The sequence below is a fragment of the Xylocopilactobacillus apicola genome, assembly GCF_033095985.1.
Taxonomy (GTDB): Bacteria; Bacillota; Bacilli; order Lactobacillales; family Lactobacillaceae; genus Xylocopilactobacillus; species Xylocopilactobacillus apicola.
In genome coordinates, this window is sequence record NZ_AP026802.1 from 1,688,252 (window position 1) to 1,711,478 (window position 23,227).

Consider the following 23,227-nt stretch of genomic DNA (forward strand, 5'->3'; position numbering starts at 1 on the left):
CTATAACGAGTGCTCAGCCCGTCGAATAATGTCATCTTGAATTTTCTTATTCAAATCAACAAAGAAGGCACTGTATCCGGCAACTCTGACAACAAGTCCAGCATAATTCTCGGGATGTTTTTGCGCATCAAGTAATGTTTCACGTGATTGAACATTAAACTGCACATGGCGAATTTTTAATTGGGTAAACGCCATCAAAAAGTCAGCAAATTTCTTGATCCCATTTTCACCCTTCAACGTATTGGGTGAAAACTTCACGTTTAGTAAACTGCCATTTACAGCTAACGTATTGTCAATTTTACTGACTGACTTCAATACCGCAGTTGGTCCTAAATGATCGCGTCCAACCATCGGAGAAAGTCCACCATCAGCCAATTGATCATGATCTTTACGCCCATCTGCCGTGGCTCCGACATCTTCACCTAAAGGAATATGAGCAGAGACGGTATAAGCTCCCGCGATAAATTCTCCTCCTCGGATATTTTGGTATTTGCCTAGTTCTAATGCATAGTGGCGAAAAATTTTAGCACATTCAAGATCCAGCTCCTCGTTATCGTTACCGTATTTGTCAAAATCATGAATTAAATGCTGGCGCAATTCTTCTCCATCTTTGCCCGCAAAATTATTAGATAAGTGATTTACTAGATTCTTGAATGTCATTTCGTGGTTTTCAAAGACCAATTTTTTAACGGCATAAAGTGAGTCTGCTAAATTTGGTTCGCCAATCCCCTGAACTCCCGAGAAATTATAGCGGGCGCCGCCTTGAGTGACGTCCTGTCCATTATCGATACAATCTTCCACAAGAGCGGAAAGAAAAGGAATTGGAGCAAATTCGCGATGTCCCAAATCAACAAGATCAGATCCTTTAGTTACAATTTTGACGTAGTGATCAATCTTATCCAAAATGTTTTGGCGTAATTTTTCGTAGCTCACCGTTGGATCATTCTTTAAATCATTCATAGACAGCTCCATGATCCGAAGTAAATTAAATAACGCAATGTCATGAAGCCCATAAGTTCGCCCAGGAACCGTTGTTTCCACGCAACCAACTACCGCATAATCCCGTGCATCGTCAAGCGAAACTCCCTTACTTAGAAAACCTGGCACGCAGACTTCATCATTAAATAACATCGGAATCCCTGTACCTAAACGGATTGTTTCACAAGTTTTATTTAGAAACGTTCGAGGAATCTTCTCATTAATCCGCACCGAAAGGTTTGGCTGCGGTAATTGTATTTCATGATAAAGATCTAACATTTTATATGACAATTCATTTACTGCATATTGTCCGTATTTATCATCGCCGCCAAGTGAAATCGTGTAACCTGTTGGAAATCCGGCAAAGCACTTTGCACTCTCCTCGCTTCTCAAAAGAACCACATCATTGGTCTTGAGATAAAAATCACCAAGAATTTCGTGCATAAATTTCTCTGGAATACCTTCCGCCTTTGATGCGGCGTAAAACGGCGCCATATACTGATCCATTCTCCCTAACGAAAGCGAGGAAGCATTGGACTCGTACTGCCCCACAATACTAGTCATCCAAAGCAACTGCAACGCTTCATAAAAACTTGCAGGTGCTTCGGTTTCAAGACGGCGACACATTGCACTCATCTCTCTTAATTCGATTTTACGATAATCAGGCGTTACAGGATCGGCTGCCATCTGGTCTGCAAGATCGGCGTAACGTTCAAAATGACGCTGCATTCCTTTAAAGACGATCAAAGCAGCTTTAAAAAAATCGTTGTCAGGATCTTGTTCAATTTTATCTTCCAGTAGAGCAACATAAGCTCCAACACCATTTTTTAAAATCGCAGGAAAATCCATAATGATATGTCCTTGACCTTTGTCGGTTTGATTAAGCTTGATAACTCTCTCATCCACCGCCGCCTTGACTTCTGGTGTAATTTTCGCATTAATAAAATCTTTCATCGATCGATCAGTCCAATAAGGTAACAACTGCTCTTGATAAATTTTTTTGTCCTCATCAGTAAATTCAAATTGATCTTGCGGTCTTGTCGCAATGGTATCTATTTCTTTCATAATCCAATAAGGATCCATTTCTGGCGATAAAATTCCGCTTCGAGGTCGGATCGTCCGATTACCAACCAGTAGTTCGCCTGGACGAATGCTAATCTTAACTTGGTCCAAAATATAAGCTGTGGCCTTAGCCCTGCGAATAATTGTTGGTTCGTTTTCTGTTGTCTGGTAACTTTGGGTATAAAGCAACGCTCGCTCTAATGAAATCCTTCTTTTAACTTTAAATAAATTCGCTTTCATTTCTTGGATTTGTGATTCTGGCCTTGCCGTAAGGTAATCTGTTGTTTTTTCTAATACTTTCATGAGATAAACCCCTTTCTTTTTTCTTAATTCTAACCAACAAAAACGATCAATTCAACGTATTGCTTGGTTTTTTCTTGGAATTGCACAAATATTCAAAGTTTTTTGTTGATTTTTTGGAATTAAAAATGTATAGTAAATTAAAAAAGTTTAGAAAAGGACTCTAATGAAAGCAATTGAAATCCAACAACGACGGCAAAAAATTTTGACACTTCTGTCAGAACAGCACCAATTGTCAGTCCAAAAATTAACTGAAATCCTAGATGTTTCAGATGAAACAATCCGCAAAGATTTGAAGGTTTTAGTTGACCAAGGCATGATAAAAAAGAGCTACGGAACTGCTGAAATTGTTTCTGCCAGCCCGCTGCCGCCGGTCAGTCACCGTGATAAAACCGAAAATCCTGCCAAATCAGCAATTGCTGCAACAGCTTTAACCTTAATAACCCCAACGATGCGCTCAATTGGCCTTGATCAGGGCAGCACAGTAGCTAAATTGGCAGCTAGAATTAATGACTTGCATCACAAAACCGTCATTACTCGCTCCCTGCCAGCTTTAATCGAACTTAAGGATGGAGACAACGAATTTTTTTCGCCAGGCGGATATTACAATTACAATGATATGTCGTTTCAAAATATTGAAAATCCTGCCCTCCCCAATATCCAACTAGACATTAGCTTCTTTGGGTCAAGCGGCGTGAAAAATAGCGAAGGCCTTTGTTCTTCCAGTTTTACCGATGCAGCTTTTAAAAAACAAATGAACGATCAATCTACCGTTTCCATCGCCTTACTAGATCACACCAAATTTACGCAAACTTCCCTCGTCACCGCTTTACCGTGGACCAAATTTGACACTTTAATCACCGATCACAAAACGCCGCAAGAGATCGTTAAGCAGCTCCAAAACGATGTCAAGGTGATTGTAGCCGATTAAGTGATTTTGCACAGATGTGCAGGATCTGCTAAATTGTCTATTTTAATTGTTGATAAACGCTTAATATACCGCAGAATTTGCTTTATATTCATTCTTCTACCATTCTTTTTATCTTGTGAGCTGTAAAAAGACTCGCTATCATTAATTTTGGGCTTAATGAGAAAGGATCACCCGTGAAAAATCGCCAGTTATTAGCTAGAGTTGCTTATCAATATTACATTCAAAACAAGACGCAAGCAGAAATTGCAAACAACCTTGATCTGGGCCGCTCAACGATCAGTCGGCTTTTAAGTGAAGCTCGAAGAGAAAATATCGTCAGTATTCAAATTAACGATCTTGATCTTTTAGAGCTTGAAGTCAAAGTTAAGGAAGCTTTCAATTTGCGTAATGTAATTATTGTTACTAAAAGCGAAGCAATCGCACATGAGGCTGCCTTATATCTCAAACAAATCATTAAGCCAAATAATCGCGTTGGTGTCGCCTGGGGGTCGACTTTGGCACGGATGGTTGGACAACTCCAGCATCCCAAATCGACTAATGCAACTTTCATTCCGTTGGTCGGTGGACCAAGCGCTGCTAATTCCAAGTATAACGTCAACACGATTGTTTATGATTTAGCCAGAAAATTTGTCGGCAAAAGTGCTTTTATCAATGCAACCGCGGTACAAGAGTCAGCGGCTTTACGTAACTGCATTATGAACTCTAAAGATTTTGCAGAATTTGCTTATTCCTGGGAGCACCTCGACATTGCACTGGTAGGTGTTGGTGGGCCTTTAACAAATAAGACCACTAGTCATTGGCGCGATCTGCTTACAACTGATGACCTCGTCTTATTAAAAGAACAGCACGCAATTGGCGATTGCTGCTGTACTTTTTTCAATGAAGATGGAAAAATTTTGGCTCCCGAACTCCAAAAGCGAACAATTGCGATTCCTTTATCCATGCTCAGTCGCGTGCCTATAAGCATTGCGCTAGCTAGTTCTTTAAGCAAAGTTCCCTCCATTAAGGCGCTTTTGTCGATGGGCATTGTTAACACTTTAATCACCGATCAAGAAACTGCAATAAATTTACTAAAAAGGTAGGTATAAACTATGGAATTTTTACTAGATACAATTCATATCCCCGACATCGAGCGTTTTGCCGGATTTTTGCCCTTAGCAGGTGTTACCTCTAATCCGACGATTGTCAAAAAAGAAGGTCACGTTGATTTCTTCAGTCACATGAAACAAATTCGCAGCATTTTGCCAAAAAATGCTAGCCTACATGTCCAAGTGGTCGGTCATAGCGTTGAGGAAATGCTAGCCGATGCCCACACAATTTTAGAAAAAATTGACCCCGAAACTTACATTAAAGTTCCAACTTCTGAAGATGGACTTAAGGTCATCAAACTTTTGAAAGCTGAAAATATCAATGTAACTGCGACTGCTATCTACACGAAATTCCAAGGATATTTAGCAATTGCAGCTGGCGCTGACTACATTGCTCCTTATTACAATCGTATGCAGAACATGAATATTGACGCAGCTGATGCCATTGCCAATTTTGCAAATTTGATCGCCGAAAACAATTCTCACACCAAAATCTTGGCTGCCAGTTTCCACAATGTTAACCAAGTTACCGAAGCTTTTGAAAACGGCGCCCAAGCAGCCACGATGGGCGTTGATATCGTTGAAGCTGCTTTAGAAATGCCAGCTATTCATCAAGCGGTCAACGATTTTACAAATGACTGGGAAGATATCTTTGGAGCTGGATCGACTGTTGCTAAAATTTAGTTAAACAAAAACCCCGCACGGTAAATGTGGGGTTTTAATTTGCCTCAATTAAGCTGTAAATCATTTAAATCTTGTCGTAAACGTTCAATTGGAATTTGGCCGGGAGCAGAAGCAGTTCCAACAGTTGCAAAAGTTACAGTTGAACCAAATACTTCACCAGCAATGCGGGAAACTTTCCCAAGATCCCCCATTGACATGGTAATCAGTGGACGATTAGCGATCTTTGAAGTTTCTTTAGTTGCGCTCATTAAAGTTAGTACGTCGGCTGGCGTCTCGGGCATGACCGCAATTTTTGCGACGTCGGCTCCCAGTTCGATCATACCTAAAAGGCGTTCTTTAATATCTTTGGCACAAGGAGTTTTCGCAAAATCATGATTGCTCATTATTACAGCGACGTTGTCTTGGTGAGCAAGCTGCACGATTTGTTTTACAATATCTTCTTGGTAAAATCGCTCAACGTCAATTGCATCAGTAAACTTCCCTTGCAAAACAGTTTGACAAATTTCAGCGTAATCCTCTACGTGAGCTAGTTCTAGCTGTCCACCTTCATTTTTAGTTCTAAAAGTTGTGATGAGCGCGATGTCGCCAATGGTTTGACGCAATTCTTGACCGACGGATTGCAGCGCATTAAATTGATCAAAATAGTCAACGCGCCACTCAATTAAATCTGGTTGAGCTTCTTTTGCTTTTGTAGCTTGCGTGATGATTTCTGCTTTATTGGCGCCAGTAATTGGAACCGCAATTTTAGGTCGTCCAACACCTAAAGTAATATTTCTGATTTTTGTTTCTGCCAAAATTATTCCTCACTAAATAATAAATCATGAATATATTCAACTGGCATCGCCTGATCAGTCCAAAGTTTAAAAGCTTCGGCACCTTGTTTAAGCATCATCGACAGGCCGTTATAGACATGCTTTACTCCAGCATTTTGAGCAACACTCATAAGTTTAGTAGTTCTTGGAGCATAGACTGTGTCATAGACAATCATATCTTTTTTAAACCAACTTGGATCGTTAACCAAGCTCTGGTTTTCTAACGGTTTCATCCCAATTCCAGTGGAATCGCAATAAATTGCACCATCTTGAATTTCATTTTTAAAATCAGCTTCATTTTCTAGCTCGTGTAAAGTAGCTTTACAATTAGTCCTCTTATTAATTACATCGACGTTACGCTTAGCGTTTTCCCATAATTCATCGTGACAATTAAAAATAGAAATTTCTTTCACGCCATCAATTGCTGCTTGAATAGCAATCGCTGTTCCTGCCCCACCAGCACCAGCCAAAGTCATTTTTTCGCCAATGATATCAAGATTGTCATCTTTTAAGGATTGCATAAATCCAGTGCCATCAGTATTATAGCCTGTTAAAATTCCGTGATCGTTTACGATTGTATTGACCGCACCCACCATTTCGGCTGCTGGATCTAATTTATCTAATAGCGAAATGACCTTTTGTTTATTGGGCATTGAGACATTTGAGCCACGCATATTTAGCGTACGAATAGCATCAATTGCCTGAGGCAAGTTATCGTTAGTTACTTCAAAAGCTAAATACGCGTAGTTTAATCCCATCTTAGCAAAAGCATTGTTGTGCATGGTTGGGGACATAGAATGTCTAATCGGATATGCCATCAAACCAATCAAAACTGTATGTCCGTCGATTCGTTCGTTCATTGATAAATCCTTTCTATTAATCGCTAAATAATAATTCGCGAATATATTCAACTGGCATATTCTGCCCTGTCCAAAGTTTAAAAGCTTCGGCGCCTTGTTCTAAAATCATTCCCAGTCCATTGTAGACATGCTTTACTCCAGCCGCTTGAGCCACTTCCATTAACTTTGTTGTCCGAGGTGAATAAATAATATCGTAGACAATCATATCTTTTCTAAACCAGTCGGGATTACTAACCAACGTCTGGCCTTCTAACGGATTCATCCCGACTCCGGTGGCGTTACAGTAAATTGTGCAGTCTTTGATTTCTTTTTGGAGCGCCGATTGATCTTCTAAAGCATATAAAGTAGCCTTACAATTGGTTCGATCATTTATTATATTTACATTTCGCTTAGCATTTTCCCAGGAAGCTCCGTGCCGATTAAAAATCGAAATTTCTTTTACTCCATCAATTGCTGCCTGAATTGCAATTGCAGTTCCAGCCCCGCCAGCACCCGCAATGGTCATCTTTTCCCCGATGATATTTAAATTTTCGTCTTTTAATGACTGCATAAAACCAGTGCCATCAGTAACATAACCCGTTAGAGTCCCATGATCATTGACGATTGTATTAACAGCTCCCACCATTTCGGCAGTCGGATCCAACTTATCTAAAAGCGGAATTACCTTTTGTTTATTTGGCATTGAGATATTTGACCCTCGCATCTCAAGAGTACGAATAGCATCAATTGCCTGTGGTAAATTATCGTTAGTTACCTCAAAAGCTAAATACGCATAGTTTAATCCTAGTTTGGCAAAAGCGTTATTATGCATGGTTGGTGACATGGAGTGTCTAATTGGGTATGCCATTAATCCAATTAAAATTGTGTGTCCGTCGATTCGTTCGTTCATTTATCGGTCCTTTCTGAGTAACCATTCTTTAATTTGCTGCATAATCTGCAGTGGGGTTAAGGAATCTGTTTTGATAGTTAAATCAGCGATTTTTTCGTATTGGGAAAATCGCTTTTCTTTTAGTTTTAATAGTCCGTCTTGGTTTAAATCCTTAATTAATGGTCTGCTGGTATCATTTTTAAGATGATTTATCGTAGCTTGATTACTGGCTGCCAACCAAATGATCGGCGCTTTGCTGGATAGTAATAGGGACACGTTAGCGGGGATTGTTGGAGTCCCGCCGCCGGTTGATAAAATCCCGGGAAGCTTTAAAGCTTTGCTTAGAATTTGTTGTTCTAATTTTCGAAAGTGAGCTTCACCATGTTTTGCAAAAATTTCAGAAATAGATTGTCCCGCTTCTTCGACGATTAAATTATCTAAATCAATATGCTTTGTTTTCAATTGTTCAGCAAGCAGTCGACCGACAGTCGTTTTGCCGCTTCCCATAAATCCAATCAAAATTGCTTGCATCTTAACTCCTCCTAACAATTTGGTAACCTGCTTTTTGCAGGATTAAATCAGCTTTGTTTTGCGTAGCTAAATCGCCAAATGTTAACTGCAAAACTCCGTCAATTTCTTCACGTATTTCTAGAATATTAATATTAATTAAATTTAAGTTCTCTTCTGATAAAAGGGTAGTAATTTTGGCGATGGCTCCAGTTCGATCTGGGATATTTAAAAATAGATCAAAGAAATTAGGTAAACTTCCCATTTGTTCGGGACCTAAATGATCGCGAGTGATTTTGGCAGCAGTAAAAAATTCTTTAAGGGTTGTTAAATCTTGAGCTGTTAAAGCTCCTTTTAAATCAGAAAGTTCATCAATATAATCCTGCAGTTGTTTTACTAAAATGTTGGAATTAGAAGCTAGAATGTCAGTCCACATTTTGGGATCTGAGCTTGCAATCCGCGTGATGCTTTTAAATCCACCGGCGGCTAACCTTAATCCGAGAGGGAAATCTGCAAGTGTCACTTGGGTTTCATTCACCAAAGCCGCTGCGACAATATGTGGTAAGTGACTGATCTGTCCGACAATTTGGTCATGTTCCTTAGAATTAATGATTAACCATTTTACGAGAGCTGCAGAAAGTAATTCTTGTAAACTATTAACAGCGCCTTCGGGAGCGTTACCTGGAACTAAAAAGTAAAAGGCATTTTCAAACAAATTAGCTCTGCCGGCAATTATGTGATCCTGCCATTGGATGACCGCCAATAAAGGTTATTCCTTTTTGCTGAAGAGGTAATGCAGCTACCATAATATTATCTTTAGTGCTTCCGACATCGGTAACGATAACATTAGGTTTAAGCTTAAGTTCAGCCAACTTTGCTAAATCTTTAATGATCGTCTGAACGGGGCAGGCTAAAATAATGACATCGGCTTTTGGAGCTACTACAAGAAAATCGGTTGAGATTTCATCAACTAGTCCATGGCGTGAGGCGTAGTTTAAGCTGTCTTGATTAAGATCCATGCCAATTATATTAGCTGCCGGATGATTTTCTTTAATTGCGAGAGCTAGTGAACTGCCAATCAGACCCAACCCTTTAATTAGAATCTGCATCTTCAATCTCCTTTAGGTCTTCGAAAAATTGAGGATAAGAAATACTAATGGCATCTTCATTTTCTAAAGCAAGGGGTTCTTTTATTCTCAAAGCTGCAATGGCTAACATCATTCCAATCCGATGGTCGCCGTGACTATCTAATTTTGAATTCTTAATCTGCCATTCATCTCGACCGTCGATAATAAATCCGTCTGTAAGCTCAGTAATTTTAATTCCCAGTTTTTGTAATTCAGTGACAATAGTTGAGATGCGGTCGGTTTCTTTTACTCTTAATTCAAGAGCTCCCGTAACTTCACTCACACCGTTTGCAGCAGCAGCTAAAAGAGCAACTAATGGTAATTCATCTATTACGTCCGGGATATCTTTCGAGGTAATTTTAATTGGTTTTAACTGCGCACTTTCAATTTCAAGATCGGCAGTCGGCTCGCCGTCGGTTTGAGAACGATTAGTGATTTTAACTTTTCCGCCCATTTTTTCTAAAATATTTAATAAACCGGTACGAGTTGGATTAATTCCGACATTTAAAATTGTGATTTTAGAGTTAGGAATAATACTAGCAGCTGTAATAAAGAAAGCTGCTGAAGACATGTCACCTGGAATTGTCAAATCTTGTCCGACTAGATGAGGGTGGGGATCGACAGTAATCGTGTAACCGTCATCGCTTGTAGTTATGCTAGCTCCAAATTTATTAAGTAAGCGTTCAGTATGATCGCGGGTCGGCAGGAATTCTTTAATTGTACTTTTTTCATCTGCCTGTAAGGCTGCAAAAATGAGGGCACTCTTAACTTGTGCGCTTGCAACCGTCATTTGGTAATCAATAGAGTGTAACTTCTGACCAGTGATGGTCATTGGTAAATGCCCGTCAGTTAATTCAATTTTGGCGCCCATCTCTTGAAGGGGTGTTTGGACTCGCCCCATCGGTCTTTTGCTTAGTGAGGAGTCACCGATTAAAGTGGAAGTAAATGATTGTCCTGCTAAAAGACCAGCTAGAAGTCGAGTTGCAGTGCCTGCATTTCCCATGTCTAAGCTCTTTGTGGGTCTTTTTAATCCAGTTAATCCCTGACCCTCGATTGTAACGAAATCATTTTTGCGGGTAATGGGGACCCCGAGATCTTTTAGGGCATTTAAAGTCGATAAGCAGTCATCGGCAGCTAGGAAATGATGCAATTGGGTCGTGCCGCTACTTAAGGCTCCGAGAATTAGCCCACGGTGAGAGATGCTTTTATCACCGGGAACACTAATTACTCCATGAAGTCCATTTTTAGAAAAAGAATTTAATTTCATAATTTCACCTAATTAATTTGATATAAACACCACACCATTGAGGGAGAAAAGCTTTTAATAACAGTCTCATGAGTGGTTAATTTAATATTTTTGGTATTTGTTAAGACATATGCAGCCTGATTTTCTTGGTAAGCCTGATAGGCTAAATATTTACTAGGGGTAGTTATAACTGATACGTCTTTAATCGTGTTTTTTAAAAGCTCAGCAGTGGCAGCGTGAGTATAGCCAATCTTATTTGCTGCATTGAGCCGTTTGACCACAACCAGTGGATCTAGCTTGGTAATAAAAGAAGTTAATAAATTCATTTGATCCAGCAAGGTATAATGAATATCCCCCCAGCTTGCGTGTAAACTGTTTGATTTAAAAGCAGTTGGAATGATCAAATACTCTTTTGAAAAGTCTGCCAAGTTAGCGAGGATTTCTTCAAAACTTTCGTGGCAGATAATTTGGGCAAGATTATTTTGATAGCGGGCATTATAATCAGCCGCTGCCGCGTAACTATCTGTATCACATGGACCTAAGGTATGGATATTCATTTTGATCTCCTTAGTATTGAAGCAATTCTTTCCGGTAATCGTGGAGGGCTTTTTGAAGACGATCTAAGTTGCTTGCCTCAAAAGTTGCGGTAATAGCTTTCGCAATTTCAATTGCTACGACACTTTCGACTACAATCGAAGCAGGAACTATTGCCGTGGTGTCTGATCGTTCGACTTGGGCTTTTTGCTTCTCTTTAGTTTTGATGTCGACGGTTTGCAGCGGTTTATAAAGTGTTGGGATTGGTTTCATTGCAGCTTTGATGATAAGCGGCATGCTGTTAGTCATACCGCCTTCAAAACCTCCGAGATGATTGGTTAATCGACTCCAGCCAGTATTAGGATTCCAATCGATTTCGTCCATGACTTGACTGCCGGGTTTGCCGGCAGCGGCAAAGCCATCACCGATTTCAACACCTTTCATTGCATTAATTCCCATGACTGCGCCAGCTAGTTGACCATCTAGTTTTGTATTCCAACTAATATAGCTTCCTAAACCTGCAGGTACGTTTTCGACAACGACCTTAATAACTCCGCCAAGAGTGTCGCCGTCTTTTTTTGCCTGTAGGATTGAATTGTGAATTTGTTCAACAAAATTCGAGTCTAAAATTCGGAGGTCATTTTGTTCAATCGCATTGTTGATTTCTTGAACAGATAAATCTTGCTCTGGAATCTTAGTTGCGCCGATTTGTTGAACATAGCCAATCAAATTAATATCAAGCTGGGATAATAATTGTTTGCAAATTTGTCCCAGTGCGACGCGCATTGCTGTTTCACGGGCAGAAGAACGTTCTAAAACATTTCTTAGATCACTTTGACCATATTTCATCCCGCCGACTAAATCAGCGTGTCCGGGTCTCGGACGAGTAATTTGCCGTAAAGTATTACTTTGAGTCGCTGGACTAATAGGGTCCATAATTTGACTCCAATGAGAATAGTCCCGATTTTGAATTGTTAAAGAGATTGGACTTCCAAGCGTAATATCATGGCGAACACCACCAGTGATTTCTACTGAATCGTGTTCAATCTTTTGGCGGTCTCCTCGTCCAAAACCACCTTGCCGAGCAGCTAAAGCATCATTGATTTCTTTAATGTCTAATTTTAAGCCAGCTGGAATCCCAGTGATAATGCCAGTTAATTGAGGACCGTGAGATTCTCCCGCAGTAACGTAATTGATCATAATTTATTGCTCCTTTTTTGAATTTCTAAGTGCCCAAGCTGTGAGACTGACAAAAAACAAACCTAAAGCACAGACGACCAGATCAAAGCGAATCGCATTTGCCACGCTTTTTTTAGATAGCCAGCCAGTAATAATCGGGATCGAAAACGCTGCGAAGCTGCCGAAAGTGAAAAACGATCCCGTGATACGGCCTTTAATGTGCGGATATAATTTAATGAACAAATTAAGTCCAATCTGCAAAACTCCGCCCGCGGCAGAAAAGCCAAACAGAAATGCTGCGCTCATCGAAATAAATGGAACTGAACTATAGCAGACCACAAAAAGTGCCAAGAGCGAAAGAGCATTGAGGCTTACTAAGAGTTTCGTTTCCGCAACCCCTTGACGTAAAAGGAGAAAAATCAAAATTACTCCAGTGATCGAACCAACGCTATATAACGACAAGAGCCAGTGCGATAAAGATTGGCTAAATCCAAAAGTTTTCCTAACAAAAAGACTAATCCACTGTGTGTACAAAATCATCACCGCCATCGATGTGTACCCGTATCCCAACAAGCCAACTGTGGCTAAAGCTTTAGATTTTTTGGTCAAGTTTTCATTTACCACTTTTGTTTCATAATCATCCAAATTTCGTTCAGGGAAAGTTTGAAGATTTAAGAAAACAAAGTTAATTACTAAAATTGCCGCTGCTAGAATGAACGACCAGCCATACCACATTTGGCGCGATTCCAGATTTGAAATTATTAAAGGGAGGATAAATTCTCCGATTGAAATAAAAGCCTTCAATAAGATATTGGAAGATCCTCCCCGTTTTCCCATCTCAACAAAAGTCGTATAAGTGCCTGAATCCAGAGCTGATGCTGCAACACCGGATAAAATGGAAAACATGTAAGCTACCTGAATGTTCTTCACAAATGCCATCCCGACAAAAAAAGTGAAATAGCTGATCATTCCCACGTTAATGAAAATTTTTCGACCGAAATAATCAGATAAATTACCAAGAACGAAATAAGCTAAAAGCCTTCCAATCCCGTTGCCTGAAACAACATAAGAAACTGTAGCAAGCGGGGTCTGCCAATGGTGACTTAATGCTTGCATATTTTGCGTTAGAATAATCATTCCAAAGCCATGAATAAAATAGTTTATGTATAAACTAAGTGATAATTGTCGTTTGTTCATATACTCTCCTTAAAAAGCAAAAACCAGCTAGACTGTTGTAATCTAACTGGTTTTTAAGCTAATTATATACGGCTCAAGCTAGATCACATTGTGTCTAGCTGGTGGATCAAAATGACTCTGCTTAGACACGGACAAATTCTGGCGTCCGTATCCATAAGATTACGGACGCTAACTAAAATAAGCAGAGCCATAAAAGTAATCTTTATTTAAAATACAGCGAGTCATAAGGATCTCCTTTCGTTTAATGAATGTAAATATTAAATCATACTTATTTATCAGAGTCAATGAATTTTGTATCAACATTTATAAATCCACTAGTCAAAGCGCCAACTAATCTGCCTTTTGACCGTTTTAAGTTCAACCTTACTTTTTGGGTCGGCGAAAAATTTATAAATTGCCTGATTTTGTCTCTTGCCTTTTATCTTACGACTTTTGGGTGCTTCTTTGGTTACAAAACTGACCAAATAGTTAGTTGTGGCTCCGGGCTCGGTTGTCACTTTATTATTTGCGATCCGTGCTAATTCCTCGTCGTGATATGTTCGATCCATCCCTACATAAGGAGTCGTGACCAAATGCATTTTCATTTGATTGCCAGTGGTTTTTACCTCGTATCTAACCATCTCTTTAACTTTCATAATTGATTGAAGCGCAGTAATTCCATTTTGCGCCTCTTTAGTTGTGTTGTGATACTCAAACAAAAATTTAAAACCAACCAAATCCTTGTCGTGATCTTCTGGCGTTTTGGGATTAGGAGCCCACGACAATTCAGGGGAATGAATCGTAAAATCCCCCACTGCAGTTTTCAAATTATCAATCGGATAACCGTTGTAACTATCTTTGGTCTCCGTATAAGAATACGTCGCATTTTTGATTTTTTCCTGCACTGATTTATCCACTTGTGCAATCTTTGCACTTTGAGACTTGACATCTTTATCACTGGAACTAGAACGAGACTCACAGCCCATCAGCAAACCAGAAAAAATTAGTGCTATGCCAATTTTAATACTTTGTTTATTGATCATTTTTAACCTTTCGATTGTAAACTATTTTCCTTTATTTCAAACACAAATTTCAACAAATTGATCTTATCATAATTGAAAAAAAGCTAAACTTAAGTTTAAGTGAAAGTTATTAACTGAAAGGGACAAGATGCGTAACATTCGGAAGAAATCATACTTCATAGTTTCAATTTTCATATCTTTAATTTTTTTGTATCTTGGCTTTACTCTTAATAAGCCTATCATTAAAGCAATTAATTTGCCAAAAGGATCACTTCAGCCTCGACTGGCTAGTCCAGTGACGATCGGACCTGGTGACAGTCAGAATTTTTTTGCCCCGATTGGAGTCGCCAAGGTCAATGTTAATGACGACGGAACTTGGGATACAATCTCGTTAAATGAAAACAAAAAATTTCAAGTTGGCGCGGTTGCACTAAATTCAACTATTGATATGACTAAAGATTTTAACTTCAGCTGGAATTTAAAAATTGATCCTGCTGAAGATTCTGGCTTAGGCGACGGAATTGGTTTTGTCTTTCATCCTCTCTATAAACCTGGCGAAACAGTCAATGACACGACTGGGGCAGCACCTTACACTTTACCGAGTGTATTTGGTAGACATGCTGACGGTAGTTCTGTGATCGATCCAACTGACCCAGACAATGGACAAAATATACACTCACTAGGATTTAGCGCCAGTAGTTTTGGGATCGATGATTTAATGAATGCTCTTGGGTTTAAAATCGATACTTACTACAACAACAACAACCCTTATCAGCAAATGCCTGGTACTCCTTATGGTGATGCAAATCACACGATGTTTAATTACGTATATCCAGATGATTATTACCCGTCAACTGGTTCAGGATTACAAACCGATAATTCGTATGGTGCTTTTGTCAGCACTGATGGAACTGGATTTGCGCTCCCTTCACAATATTCAGCTCCACTAAACGGGCTAGATGTAACCGCAAAAAGCGACTCCTTTGGCAGTGTTAACGGAACTAAGATCAAAATTGCCGATAGTGCTTGGCGCCCAATGACAATAAGTTATACTGCCAGCACTTACACCATGATCGTGACTTTAGGTGACCCTACTTTGGGGCAAAGTATTACTTGGACTAAGGTTTTAAATCCGCAGGAACAGGCAATTATTGCCGAACGCCACAATTGGGCGTTTGCCATTTTAGGCTCCACCGGCGGCAATTACGAAGGTAATACGATCAAAAATCTGCGGGCAACTTTTACACCAGGAGAGCCGGTTATTACAACTAGGTGCGTTGATGAGAACGGCAACGATTTAATAGATCCTAAAACTACTCTTCAGTCTAATTGGCAGGCGGATCACGGCAACTTAACATTCGTTGATCAAAATAATCAACCGACAATTAACAAAGACGGGAAAATTTATCGGCGTGCTCAAGTCAATGGAACCTATTTTGAAAATGGAACCAAAATTAATAAACGACTAGGCTCAGCTGGCAGCGGTGCTGTGGTTAATACTGACGGTGACGAAATGACAGTGACTACTCAGTTTGGCAACGTCACTTTTATTAATTATGTCTATCGTCAAGAAATTTCCAGCTCCAATCTCGGGATTGATTGTCAAATGAGCGTTAACGGCGGACCATTTAGTTCCAATGTAAGTGTTAAAAAAGATGATACGATCGTATTCAAATACAGCGCAACCAATAATAGCGTCCCTGGCGTCTGGAAAAACGTGACGGCATTTCAGCCATACAGTGAACGTTTTCGCGTTCAACAAATGCCGCCCGGAGCTTCTTATAATGGCTATTCGATCTACATTCCGCTAAATTCAGGAGCTACTAATAACTTACTACCTGGTCAAACTGGGTCGAACACGTTAACAATGATCTACCAAGGAAAGAACGACCGATTTCCAGGAATGCCTGGGATGGACGATCGCAATGATCAAATTACTGTCACCACCACTCCAGGATCTGCTGATGATCCTGAATCTACCAACATTGCTTTTAATATTTCAATTTATGATCAGTCAAACCAACTAATTGATGATAGCGGCAACCCAATTTATGGTTCTTATTTCTTTGATAGCAACAATAATAAAGCTCCATTAATGAATAATGACCAAATGTATCAAACCGGTAACTACGTCCCTAACACAACGAGCTCGGTGACTGATTCCAATTGGTGGTATATTGACTCAAGCAATACTCTTCATATCTACCGTCATGACTTGGATATAATTCCAACTTCAAGAGCTGATTGGCCGTGGGCACTTGATTATACGAGAATTCAAAAAATTATCATTCATCCGGGCTTTAAAGTTAAATCCTTAAAATGGATTTTTTCAAGTATACAGCAACTATCTGATGTTACTGGGCTTGAAAATATTGATACTTCTGAAGTTACTGATTTTAGCTATATGTTTGATAATTGTCCGAATCTGTTTGCAATCGATTTAAGTAAGCTTGATATGCGGACAGCTCTTTTAAGTGATCATATTTTTGACAATGATATCGGCCTTGAAAGAATCACCTTAGGTCCTAAGAATAGATTTCCAACTACCGATCGTACTTTAATGGATCCAATTTCTAGTCCAGGGACTACGCGCAAGTGGCAGGCAATCGCTAGCGGCACGGCCGCAAATCCTCAAGGTGCGACTTTTACAACAGCGAATCTATTAGCAAAATATGCCAATGGAGCTGAAAAGGAAACTTACGTTTGGGAGCCGACGTGGTGGGATTACGATGATCTAAACCAAGTCTTGACGATTCATGCTCACATGTTAAATCTCGTTAACGATTCGCCAAACAACAGCGAAAATTGGCCGTGGTATCAGTATTATTATCGAGTGAAAAAAGTTGTAATCGACCCTGGAGTAGCAGCAACCGGTTCACTTCATAATTTCTTTGGGGCGGTAAGTCGCGAACTTACCTCAATTGAAGGTCTTGATAATTTAGATACAAGCGAGGTCACTGATATGAGTGACTTGTTTAATGGTTGCATATATGTGGAACATATTGACACTCATAATTTCAATACCAGCAAAGTGACTAATATGAAAGGGATGTTTAGTTCTTGTCGATCCGAAACTGAACTAGACCTTCGAAACTTTGATACCAGTAACGTAACTGACATGTCAATGATGTTTTACTATAGCCCTTCATTTAAAAAGATCGATGTGTCGAGCTTTAACACTAGTAAAGTTACCACCATGTCTTTGATGTTTAGTACCTGTTATGGACTTGAAGATCTTGACGTTAGTGGATTTGACACCAAAAATGTGATTTGGATGAATGAAATGTTTGGTTCATGTAAGGAGTTAAAACAAATTGACGTGAGCCATTTCGATACCAGTAAAGTCATTAATATGTTTTTGATGTTTGAAAACTGCGTCAAACTTGAAAGCCTGGATTTAAGAAGTTTTGATACGGCAAACGTCACAGACATGGGCTTTATGTTCGCCGCAGACCTCGAAATCAAAAGCATTAAATTTAGTGATAAATTCGTAACTGACAAAGTAACTAACATGTATTCAATGTTTGGATACTGCACGAAATTAACCGAACTCGATTTACACAATTTTGATACTAGAAATGTAACTTATTACACTGGTCCTGGTGTTTCTAAGGGAGTTGGTCAAATGTTTGATCACGACGCGATGCTTTGGAAGTTAACTCTTGGACCTAATACAAAACTGAACATGTATGCTGGTCAAAATTGGGGTTCAATTTTGCTTCCCAATCCAGCGCCAGGAGATTTAATCAAAGATTCCGAGCATCCGGCAGCGCATTTCTACTGTACTGCGGCAAATTGGCGGGAAGTTGGTAGTGGAAGCGACCACAGTCCATTAGGGGACGTAAAAACTGCCGCTGATATTAGTGCTGAATCAATGACACGTACTGACACACGGACTTACGTTTGGGAGCAAAACGGAGGAGCACTGACAATTACGAATTCGAACGACCAAATTGATTTTGGAACTAAGCTCCTGAAAGATCAGACTGCAAGTTATACTAGTAATGAACAAAATTTAACTGTTAGTGACACTAGAAGTTATCACGACAACAAAACTTGGCGGGTAGAAGCCCAAGCAGAGCCGTTAGCAAGCGTCGATGATCCTACAAGAATAATTAGAGGCAATCCGTTATGGTATCAGGACGCAAGTAATTTATATAATTTAAATAGTCCTGTGATCATCGATCAAGGAACGAGCAATGGCAACGACTATGAATACTCCAAAACAATTCCGTGGAACCTGCTTTTAAAAGTCCAAAGACTAGACATTCCCGGTGGTGGTCGTTATAACAGCAACGTAATATTTACTCTCATTGATACAAGTGGAATTTAAGCTCTAATCAATTCGCCCTAAGAGCCTGTTTTAAGCTCAACTGAACTCTTAGGATCCGCTAGAAATTTGATTTTGACCTGTTCTTTTCTCGGATCATGCAGACCTTATCCTTGAAGTGGCTTCTTGGTTACAAAACTAATGATGTATTTACCCAGACCTTGAGCTGGCGTCAGATAATCATTATTGGCGATTCGTCCCTTTTCCGATCTCTGATAGTCTTCATCCATACCACGATAAGGTTCGGTAACTAGACGGGCTTGCAGCTGATCAGCAGACAAGCTCTTTCCTTTAATGGTGATCTTCTTAACCTTCGTGACCGATTAAAACGCTTTAATCCCATTTTGCGGTTGATCTGTATTATTCCGATAGTCAAAAATAAACCTAAATCCTTCAAGATCCTTTTTCAGATTCTGAGGATCAACAACGATCGTATATAATTCAGGCCCATAAATTGTAAAATTTCCGGCAGAAGTCTGAAGCTCATTCATTGACGATCCTGAATATACTTCATTAGTTTCCTGATAGGAATAAGTGCCAGCTTTGATTTTGTCCTTAACTGCTAAATCATAATTTTCTTGTTTTGGATCATGAACCTTCTTTGAGTTAGTGCTGCTAGATTTAATATTTTTTTGTTGAGTACAACCGGTGAGTAAAACCGCTGCAGCCAGTAAAATCAACATCCGGATTTTGTTAATTGACATCTTCTTCCTATTCCGTTTTTTGGTACTTTCCAGTCTTCACCATTTCATTTACTGCTTGTTCGAACAATTGATCTTCCGCTTTCATCCTATTGTAAGAATCGATTCTTCCCTGTGAGGGTTCATCAGGTCTAAATATTATACGTTGCACCTACACAAAATCCATCTGCTAACCCCTTCACTGGCATCGTCAAAAGGATTTCATCACCTGGTGCTGCGGGGTCATAATCATTAGTCTGGATCAATGTATATTGTTCTAACTGCGCAGGAATAAAAGATTTCTGCTGGTAGGCTTCATAGTAAACTGAATTCTTTATTTTACCGCCGTCTGCTTCAATATCAGCAAATGTTCCCTCTTTGGATCGATCGCCATCATAAACTTTTTCAATAAAAACTCTGTAATGCGTGCGGGGAAAGTTTGCGTCAACGTTGTAACTAGTCTTTGTAATCAAACCACAAAATGTAATCATTGAAATCTTTTGATCTTCGGGCATTGAAATTCCGCAAAAGTCTTCTTTCATCCCTCCGCCAGATTGACGTGTGACCCCTTTTAAATCCTCTTCAAATTTAGGTCGATTCTTCTCAGCTTCCGCCTTAGCGTCTTTGAGCTTTGAGGCTAGAATTTCTTCTTTGGTGGGAGCTTTTGGGACTGGCTGATCGGCTTTCAATTGCTATGCGCAACCACTGACGAACAAGGTCAATCCGACACAGATACTTACTAGAAATCTATTGTTTTTTTCATCATTTTTTTCCATCAATTCATTGATTTCATTAACGATCGTCTGATCAGTTGAATCGTTTCCTTCTACTGGTAAGCCTTGATCCTGAAATTTTTTAATATAATTTTCGTTGACTAATTGATACTTGTCAGCCGAATTCTTAACCCACATACTTTTAGAACTCCAACCCAATGAATAACTCTTGTCAGGGTCAATGATCGTCTCACCTTCAGGGATCATGTCTTTAGTTACTTTAGTAAGGTTAACGACTAACTCCGTCCCAATTCGTGCAACCGGAAAATCTTCACGCTCTGAGAAAATTTCTTCGCTTAGCTGTTGTTCAGACAAATTAGAATTCATCCCGTCACTTAAATTGCGCCGTGTATTAAATCCCCCCTGCTGGTAAACATAGACCATCTTGCCGACTAAATCCTTGCTTTTGGCAGTTAAACCTTGATTAACGTAGATTGAAAGAATCGTAACCGCCATATTTTTTGCTTCGGGAACTTTCGTCCAGTTAGTAACCACTCCCTGAACCGTCGCCGAAGACTTTTGATCCATTTCAGCTAAATTTTTCCCGTGTCCAATCCCAAAACATTCGGTTGCTCCGTAAGTTTCTAAACTTATATTTTTGATCTCTGCCGCCTGTTTTTGTCCATCTTTTTGCGCTTTAGCTAAAATTTCAGCATAGGTGGGTTTAGCTGGCGTTTTAACGGTTGTTTGTTCTTCTGCATTTGACAAAACTGTCTTGGGTCTCAAGGCATAAACTCCCCCACCGATCACCATAACTGAGCCGCACACTCCTAAAATAATTAAATTTCTATTTTTCATTTTTAAATTCCTTTCTGGGTTTCTTTAAGTTAATTCTTTGCAGTCAAGCGATTAATTTCAGCGGTGATCTCTTGATCCCCTGCTGAATTACCTTCGACTGGTATGCCAAGTGCCTGCTCGAATTGATATTGTCCGCCTTCATTTTTGACCCATATGCTCTTTTCTCCTTGAAATAATGAATAACTTTTATTAAGATCAATGACCTTTTCGCCTTTAGGTAGCGTATTCTTACTTACTTTAGCGAGATTCAAAACGACCTCGGTTCCGATCCGCGCAACCGGAAAATCTAAACGCTCATAGAAAATTTCTTGGTTTAACTCTTGTTCAGATAAAGTGCTGCTCATCCCATTTAAGATGTTGCGCCTGGTATTGTAGCCACCCTGCTGGTATACGTAAATCGTCTTGCCAGCTAAATTCTTGCTTTTGGCGGTTAAGCCACGGTATACGTAAACTGAAAGAATTGTGACCGCAGTGTTTTTCGCATTGGGAACCTTTGTCCAGGCGGTAACAACTCCTTCGACGGTCGCTGATGATTTTTGATCCATCTCCGCAAAATTTTTAGCGTAGCCGATCCTTACTTCTGCTGGCTTATTATAAGTTTCTCGCGGAATCTGGTAAATTTTGTTCTCCTGTGTTCGACCAGATTTCCGAGCTTTCGCTAAAACTGCTAGATACTTGGTTCGAGCGGGAGTCACACCGTGCTTCACCATCTGGTTGATTTTTGCTTCTTCCTCTTGATCAGTCTTTTTTTCGGCGGGACTTAAATCGGCTGGTCGATGCAGCGTGAATTGTTTAGCTTTTGGTGTGCGATAGAAAATATTATGATCTTGAGCCGTGAAATTTGCTCTATTTGCATAACTCGGAATCTTTATAACGACTTCGGTACCCGGCGCCGCCGGATCATAACCGTTCGTTTGGACAATTGAATTGTTCTGTTTGCCGCCCGGAACTTTGATTGTCATAGTTTTCCCTTCAATCCTTGGGTCACCATCGTAAACTTTCTCTACAAAAACTTGATAGATCGTATTTTCAGATGAAAAGCTAGTCTTGGTGATCAAGCTCTTAAAGTGATTAAATGGAATTGAAACACTTGATATCGACATCGCAGTAGTATCGTCTGAAAACTGAATGGCAGTTTTATTGGTATCTTCTTCAGCCGCCTTTGGCCTTGGTGCTATACGTGGAGCACTTTTTAATTCTTCTTCGAAGGAAATTTTATTCTTAAACGCCTGAGCCCGAGCTTTTTGAAGCGCCGTTCTGGTTTTTTTTCTTTTTGTTGACTGAGTTTCTGGCTTCTTTACAGTCATTCTTGCAGCAAAAATCGTAGCGCCGACGGCAAGAAATATCACCGCCGCTGCTAAAATTGCTCGAAGTTTAAACTTAACTTTTCGTTTAGGGTGAATTTTCTGCTGCAAACTTGCTTCGATATCTTTTTGATCAAAGGAATTAAATGGTTGGTCGAACTCTTTTAAATAATTATCTAGCTGCTGATCAGTTAATTTAGTTAATGGAAGTTCATGCCTCGCACTCATTAAAGTAAATCCTCCCTTTCCATCAATTGCTGCATAATCGGTTTAATTTTCTTTTTGCCTTGATAAAGCCGATTGTTGACCTCAGTTAAACTTAAATTTAAGTTTTTACTGATCACCGCAGGTTTTAATTCCATAAAAAAACGTTCAAAACAAATTCTCTTCGTCGGCTCTGTCAGCGTTTCAAGCGCCGCAAATAAGATCTGCCAAACCAAGTCATTCTTAGCTTGCGGAGCAGGAATTGTTTCTAAAATAAAGTCGTCAGTTTCTGTCGGATCATTTTGATCACGCAATTTGTTTAAGGCCATGCTCTTAGTCATCAAAGCTAAGTAGTTCTTAAGCGATCCCCGTGTAGAATCATATTTAGCCGGATGCTGCCAAAATCGCCAAAAGACGTCTGTGACCAATTCTTTTACCTCCGATGAGCTTGTCTGTTTACCCAAAACGGAATATGCTACTGCCCACAGGAGCTTCGAATAATGATTCACCAATTCATTAAAAACCGATTCATCTCGATTCTTAATCGCCGCAGCAGTCTGTTGGTCGTCCATTAATTTTCTCTCCATCTCAAGTTTTCAATTAATTCTCATAATCTTATAATTTTAGCGTTTATTCTTTTCTACATTGGGCATTCGATAAAAAAGGACACTCATGATAATCAAAGGAATCATCATCTTTCGCATTATCCCCCATTTCCTAAAACCATATCACCATATATACACAAGTTTTCGAGAAAATACTTA

General features: G+C 39.6%; 20 protein-coding genes and 1 pseudogene. 4 read left to right on the forward strand and 17 right to left on the reverse strand.

What is annotated here, in order from left to right:
- Positions 1 to 2,343: a formate C-acetyltransferase gene (locus R8495_RS08200; protein WP_317634988.1), complete on the reverse strand. Its 2,343-nt coding sequence runs from the start codon at positions 2,341 to 2,343 to the stop codon at positions 1 to 3.
- A 163-nt stretch (positions 2,344 to 2,506) separates the two neighbouring features.
- Here R8495_RS08200 and R8495_RS08205 point away from each other — a divergent pair, with 163 nt between their 5' ends.
- The 3 genes from R8495_RS08205 (at position 2,507) to R8495_RS08215 (ending at position 5,043) form a co-directional block, all read left to right on the forward strand.
- Positions 2,507 to 3,271 (forward strand): DeoR/GlpR family DNA-binding transcription regulator, encoded by a 765-nt coding sequence (locus tag R8495_RS08205; RefSeq protein WP_317634989.1) that lies wholly within the window; start codon positions 2,507 to 2,509, stop codon positions 3,269 to 3,271.
- A 173-nt stretch (positions 3,272 to 3,444) separates the two neighbouring features.
- Entirely contained in the window at positions 3,445 to 4,353 is a 909-nt protein-coding gene (locus R8495_RS08210) for a sugar-binding transcriptional regulator (RefSeq protein ID WP_317634990.1), read from the forward strand.
- 9 nt (positions 4,354 to 4,362) lie between these two features.
- Positions 4,363 to 5,043 carry a fructose-6-phosphate aldolase gene (locus tag R8495_RS08215; protein WP_317634991.1) on the forward strand — a complete coding sequence of 227 codons (681 nt, stop codon included), beginning with the start codon at positions 4,363 to 4,365 and terminating at the stop codon, positions 5,041 to 5,043.
- A 44-nt stretch (positions 5,044 to 5,087) separates the two neighbouring features.
- Here R8495_RS08215 and aroD read toward each other — a convergent pair whose 3' ends face one another.
- The 10 genes and pseudogenes from aroD to R8495_RS08265 all read right to left on the reverse strand — a co-directional run bounded on the left by aroD (position 5,088) and on the right by R8495_RS08265 (position 14,395).
- A complete protein-coding gene (gene aroD / locus R8495_RS08220; protein WP_425613273.1) occupies positions 5,088 to 5,840 on the reverse strand; it encodes a type I 3-dehydroquinate dehydratase in 753 nt (250 codons plus the stop codon).
- On the reverse strand, positions 5,840 to 6,715 hold the full coding sequence (locus tag R8495_RS08225; RefSeq protein ID WP_317634994.1) for a shikimate dehydrogenase: 876 nt from the start codon (positions 6,713 to 6,715) through the stop codon (positions 5,840 to 5,842). Before R8495_RS08225 ends, aroD begins: the two co-directional genes overlap by 1 nt.
- 16 nt (positions 6,716 to 6,731) lie before the next feature.
- Positions 6,732 to 7,604, reverse strand: coding sequence for a shikimate dehydrogenase (locus R8495_RS08230; RefSeq protein ID WP_317634995.1), 873 nt, complete (start codon positions 7,602 to 7,604; stop codon positions 6,732 to 6,734).
- Complete coding sequence (locus R8495_RS08235; RefSeq protein ID WP_317634996.1) at positions 7,605 to 8,114, reverse strand: shikimate kinase; 510 nt, start codon at positions 8,112 to 8,114, stop codon at positions 7,605 to 7,607.
- Position 8,115: 1 nt separating this feature from the next.
- A pseudogene (locus R8495_RS08240) lies at positions 8,116 to 9,199 on the reverse strand (prephenate dehydrogenase).
- The gene (aroA, locus tag R8495_RS08245) at positions 9,183 to 10,484 is read right to left on the reverse strand and encodes a 3-phosphoshikimate 1-carboxyvinyltransferase (protein WP_317634997.1); all 1,302 of its coding nucleotides are present in this window, start codon (positions 10,482 to 10,484) and stop codon (positions 9,183 to 9,185) included. Before aroA ends, R8495_RS08240 begins: the two are co-directional and overlap by 17 nt.
- An 8-nt stretch (positions 10,485 to 10,492) precedes the next feature.
- Entirely contained in the window at positions 10,493 to 11,020 is a 528-nt protein-coding gene (locus tag R8495_RS08250; RefSeq protein WP_317634998.1) for an amino acid biosynthesis protein, read from the reverse strand.
- 10 nt (positions 11,021 to 11,030) lie between these two features.
- Positions 11,031 to 12,197: a chorismate synthase gene (gene aroC / locus R8495_RS08255; RefSeq protein ID WP_317634999.1), complete on the reverse strand. Its 1,167-nt coding sequence runs from the start codon at positions 12,195 to 12,197 to the stop codon at positions 11,031 to 11,033.
- Positions 12,198 to 12,200: 3 nt separating this feature from the next.
- Positions 12,201 to 13,373: an MFS transporter gene (locus R8495_RS08260; RefSeq protein WP_317635000.1), complete on the reverse strand. Its 1,173-nt coding sequence runs from the start codon at positions 13,371 to 13,373 to the stop codon at positions 12,201 to 12,203.
- A gap of 314 nt (positions 13,374 to 13,687) precedes the next feature.
- Positions 13,688 to 14,395 (reverse strand): hypothetical protein, encoded by a 708-nt coding sequence (locus R8495_RS08265; protein WP_317635001.1) that lies wholly within the window; start codon positions 14,393 to 14,395, stop codon positions 13,688 to 13,690.
- 127 nt (positions 14,396 to 14,522) lie between these two features.
- On the opposite strand from R8495_RS08265, the gene R8495_RS08270 reads away from it, so the two are divergent.
- Positions 14,523 to 18,707: a BspA family leucine-rich repeat surface protein gene (locus tag R8495_RS08270; RefSeq protein WP_317635002.1), complete on the forward strand. Its 4,185-nt coding sequence runs from the start codon at positions 14,523 to 14,525 to the stop codon at positions 18,705 to 18,707.
- A gap of 104 nt (positions 18,708 to 18,811) precedes the next feature.
- Here R8495_RS08270 and R8495_RS08275 read toward each other — a convergent pair whose 3' ends face one another.
- From R8495_RS08275 to R8495_RS08300, 6 genes are all read right to left on the reverse strand, one after another.
- On the reverse strand, positions 18,812 to 18,985 hold the full coding sequence (locus R8495_RS08275; RefSeq protein ID WP_317635003.1) for a hypothetical protein: 174 nt from the start codon (positions 18,983 to 18,985) through the stop codon (positions 18,812 to 18,814).
- A gap of 42 nt (positions 18,986 to 19,027) precedes the next feature.
- On the reverse strand, positions 19,028 to 19,408 hold the full coding sequence (locus R8495_RS08280) for a hypothetical protein (protein WP_317635004.1): 381 nt from the start codon (positions 19,406 to 19,408) through the stop codon (positions 19,028 to 19,030).
- A 128-nt stretch (positions 19,409 to 19,536) separates the two neighbouring features.
- Positions 19,537 to 20,073 (reverse strand): hypothetical protein, encoded by a 537-nt coding sequence (locus tag R8495_RS08285; protein WP_317635005.1) that lies wholly within the window; start codon positions 20,071 to 20,073, stop codon positions 19,537 to 19,539.
- A 3-nt stretch (positions 20,074 to 20,076) separates the two neighbouring features.
- Positions 20,077 to 20,955 (reverse strand): hypothetical protein, encoded by an 879-nt coding sequence (locus tag R8495_RS08290; RefSeq protein WP_317635006.1) that lies wholly within the window; start codon positions 20,953 to 20,955, stop codon positions 20,077 to 20,079.
- A 29-nt stretch (positions 20,956 to 20,984) separates the two neighbouring features.
- On the reverse strand, positions 20,985 to 22,487 hold the full coding sequence (locus R8495_RS08295) for a hypothetical protein (protein WP_317635008.1): 1,503 nt from the start codon (positions 22,485 to 22,487) through the stop codon (positions 20,985 to 20,987).
- Positions 22,487 to 23,035 (reverse strand): sigma-70 family RNA polymerase sigma factor, encoded by a 549-nt coding sequence (locus R8495_RS08300; protein WP_317635009.1) that lies wholly within the window; start codon positions 23,033 to 23,035, stop codon positions 22,487 to 22,489. The genes R8495_RS08295 and R8495_RS08300 overlap by 1 nt, the downstream gene beginning before the upstream one ends.
- Positions 23,036 to 23,227 lie beyond the last annotated feature (192 nt).

Coding starts and splice junctions, on each gene's coding strand:
- R8495_RS08260 (WP_317635000.1), bottom strand. CDS start 13,373: ATGAACAAACGACAATTATCACTTAGTTTATACATAAACTATTTTATT.
- R8495_RS08215 (WP_317634991.1), top strand. CDS start 4,363: ATGGAATTTTTACTAGATACAATTCATATCCCCGACATCGAGCGTTTT.
- R8495_RS08300 (WP_317635009.1), bottom strand. CDS start 23,035: ATGGACGACCAACAGACTGCTGCGGCGATTAAGAATCGAGATGAATCG.
- R8495_RS08225 (WP_317634994.1), bottom strand. CDS start 6,715: ATGAACGAACGAATCGACGGACATACAGTTTTGATTGGTTTGATGGCA.
- R8495_RS08205 (WP_317634989.1), top strand. CDS start 2,507: ATGAAAGCAATTGAAATCCAACAACGACGGCAAAAAATTTTGACACTT.
- aroC (WP_317634999.1), bottom strand. CDS start 12,197: ATGATCAATTACGTTACTGCGGGAGAATCTCACGGTCCTCAATTAACT.
- R8495_RS08230 (WP_317634995.1), bottom strand. CDS start 7,604: ATGAACGAACGAATCGACGGACACACAATTTTAATTGGATTAATGGCA.
- R8495_RS08235 (WP_317634996.1), bottom strand. CDS start 8,114: ATGCAAGCAATTTTGATTGGATTTATGGGAAGCGGCAAAACGACTGTC.
- R8495_RS08265 (WP_317635001.1), bottom strand. CDS start 14,395: ATGATCAATAAACAAAGTATTAAAATTGGCATAGCACTAATTTTTTCT.
- R8495_RS08250 (WP_317634998.1), bottom strand. CDS start 11,020: ATGAATATCCATACCTTAGGTCCATGTGATACAGATAGTTACGCGGCA.
- R8495_RS08270 (WP_317635002.1), top strand. CDS start 14,523: ATGCGTAACATTCGGAAGAAATCATACTTCATAGTTTCAATTTTCATA.
- R8495_RS08200 (WP_317634988.1), bottom strand. CDS start 2,343: ATGAAAGTATTAGAAAAAACAACAGATTACCTTACGGCAAGGCCAGAA.
- R8495_RS08295 (WP_317635008.1), bottom strand. CDS start 22,487: ATGAGTGCGAGGCATGAACTTCCATTAACTAAATTAACTGATCAGCAG.
- R8495_RS08280 (WP_317635004.1), bottom strand. CDS start 19,408: ATGTCAATTAACAAAATCCGGATGTTGATTTTACTGGCTGCAGCGGTT.
- R8495_RS08290 (WP_317635006.1), bottom strand. CDS start 20,955: ATGAAAAATAGAAATTTAATTATTTTAGGAGTGTGCGGCTCAGTTATG.
- aroA (WP_317634997.1), bottom strand. CDS start 10,484: ATGAAATTAAATTCTTTTTCTAAAAATGGACTTCATGGAGTAATTAGT.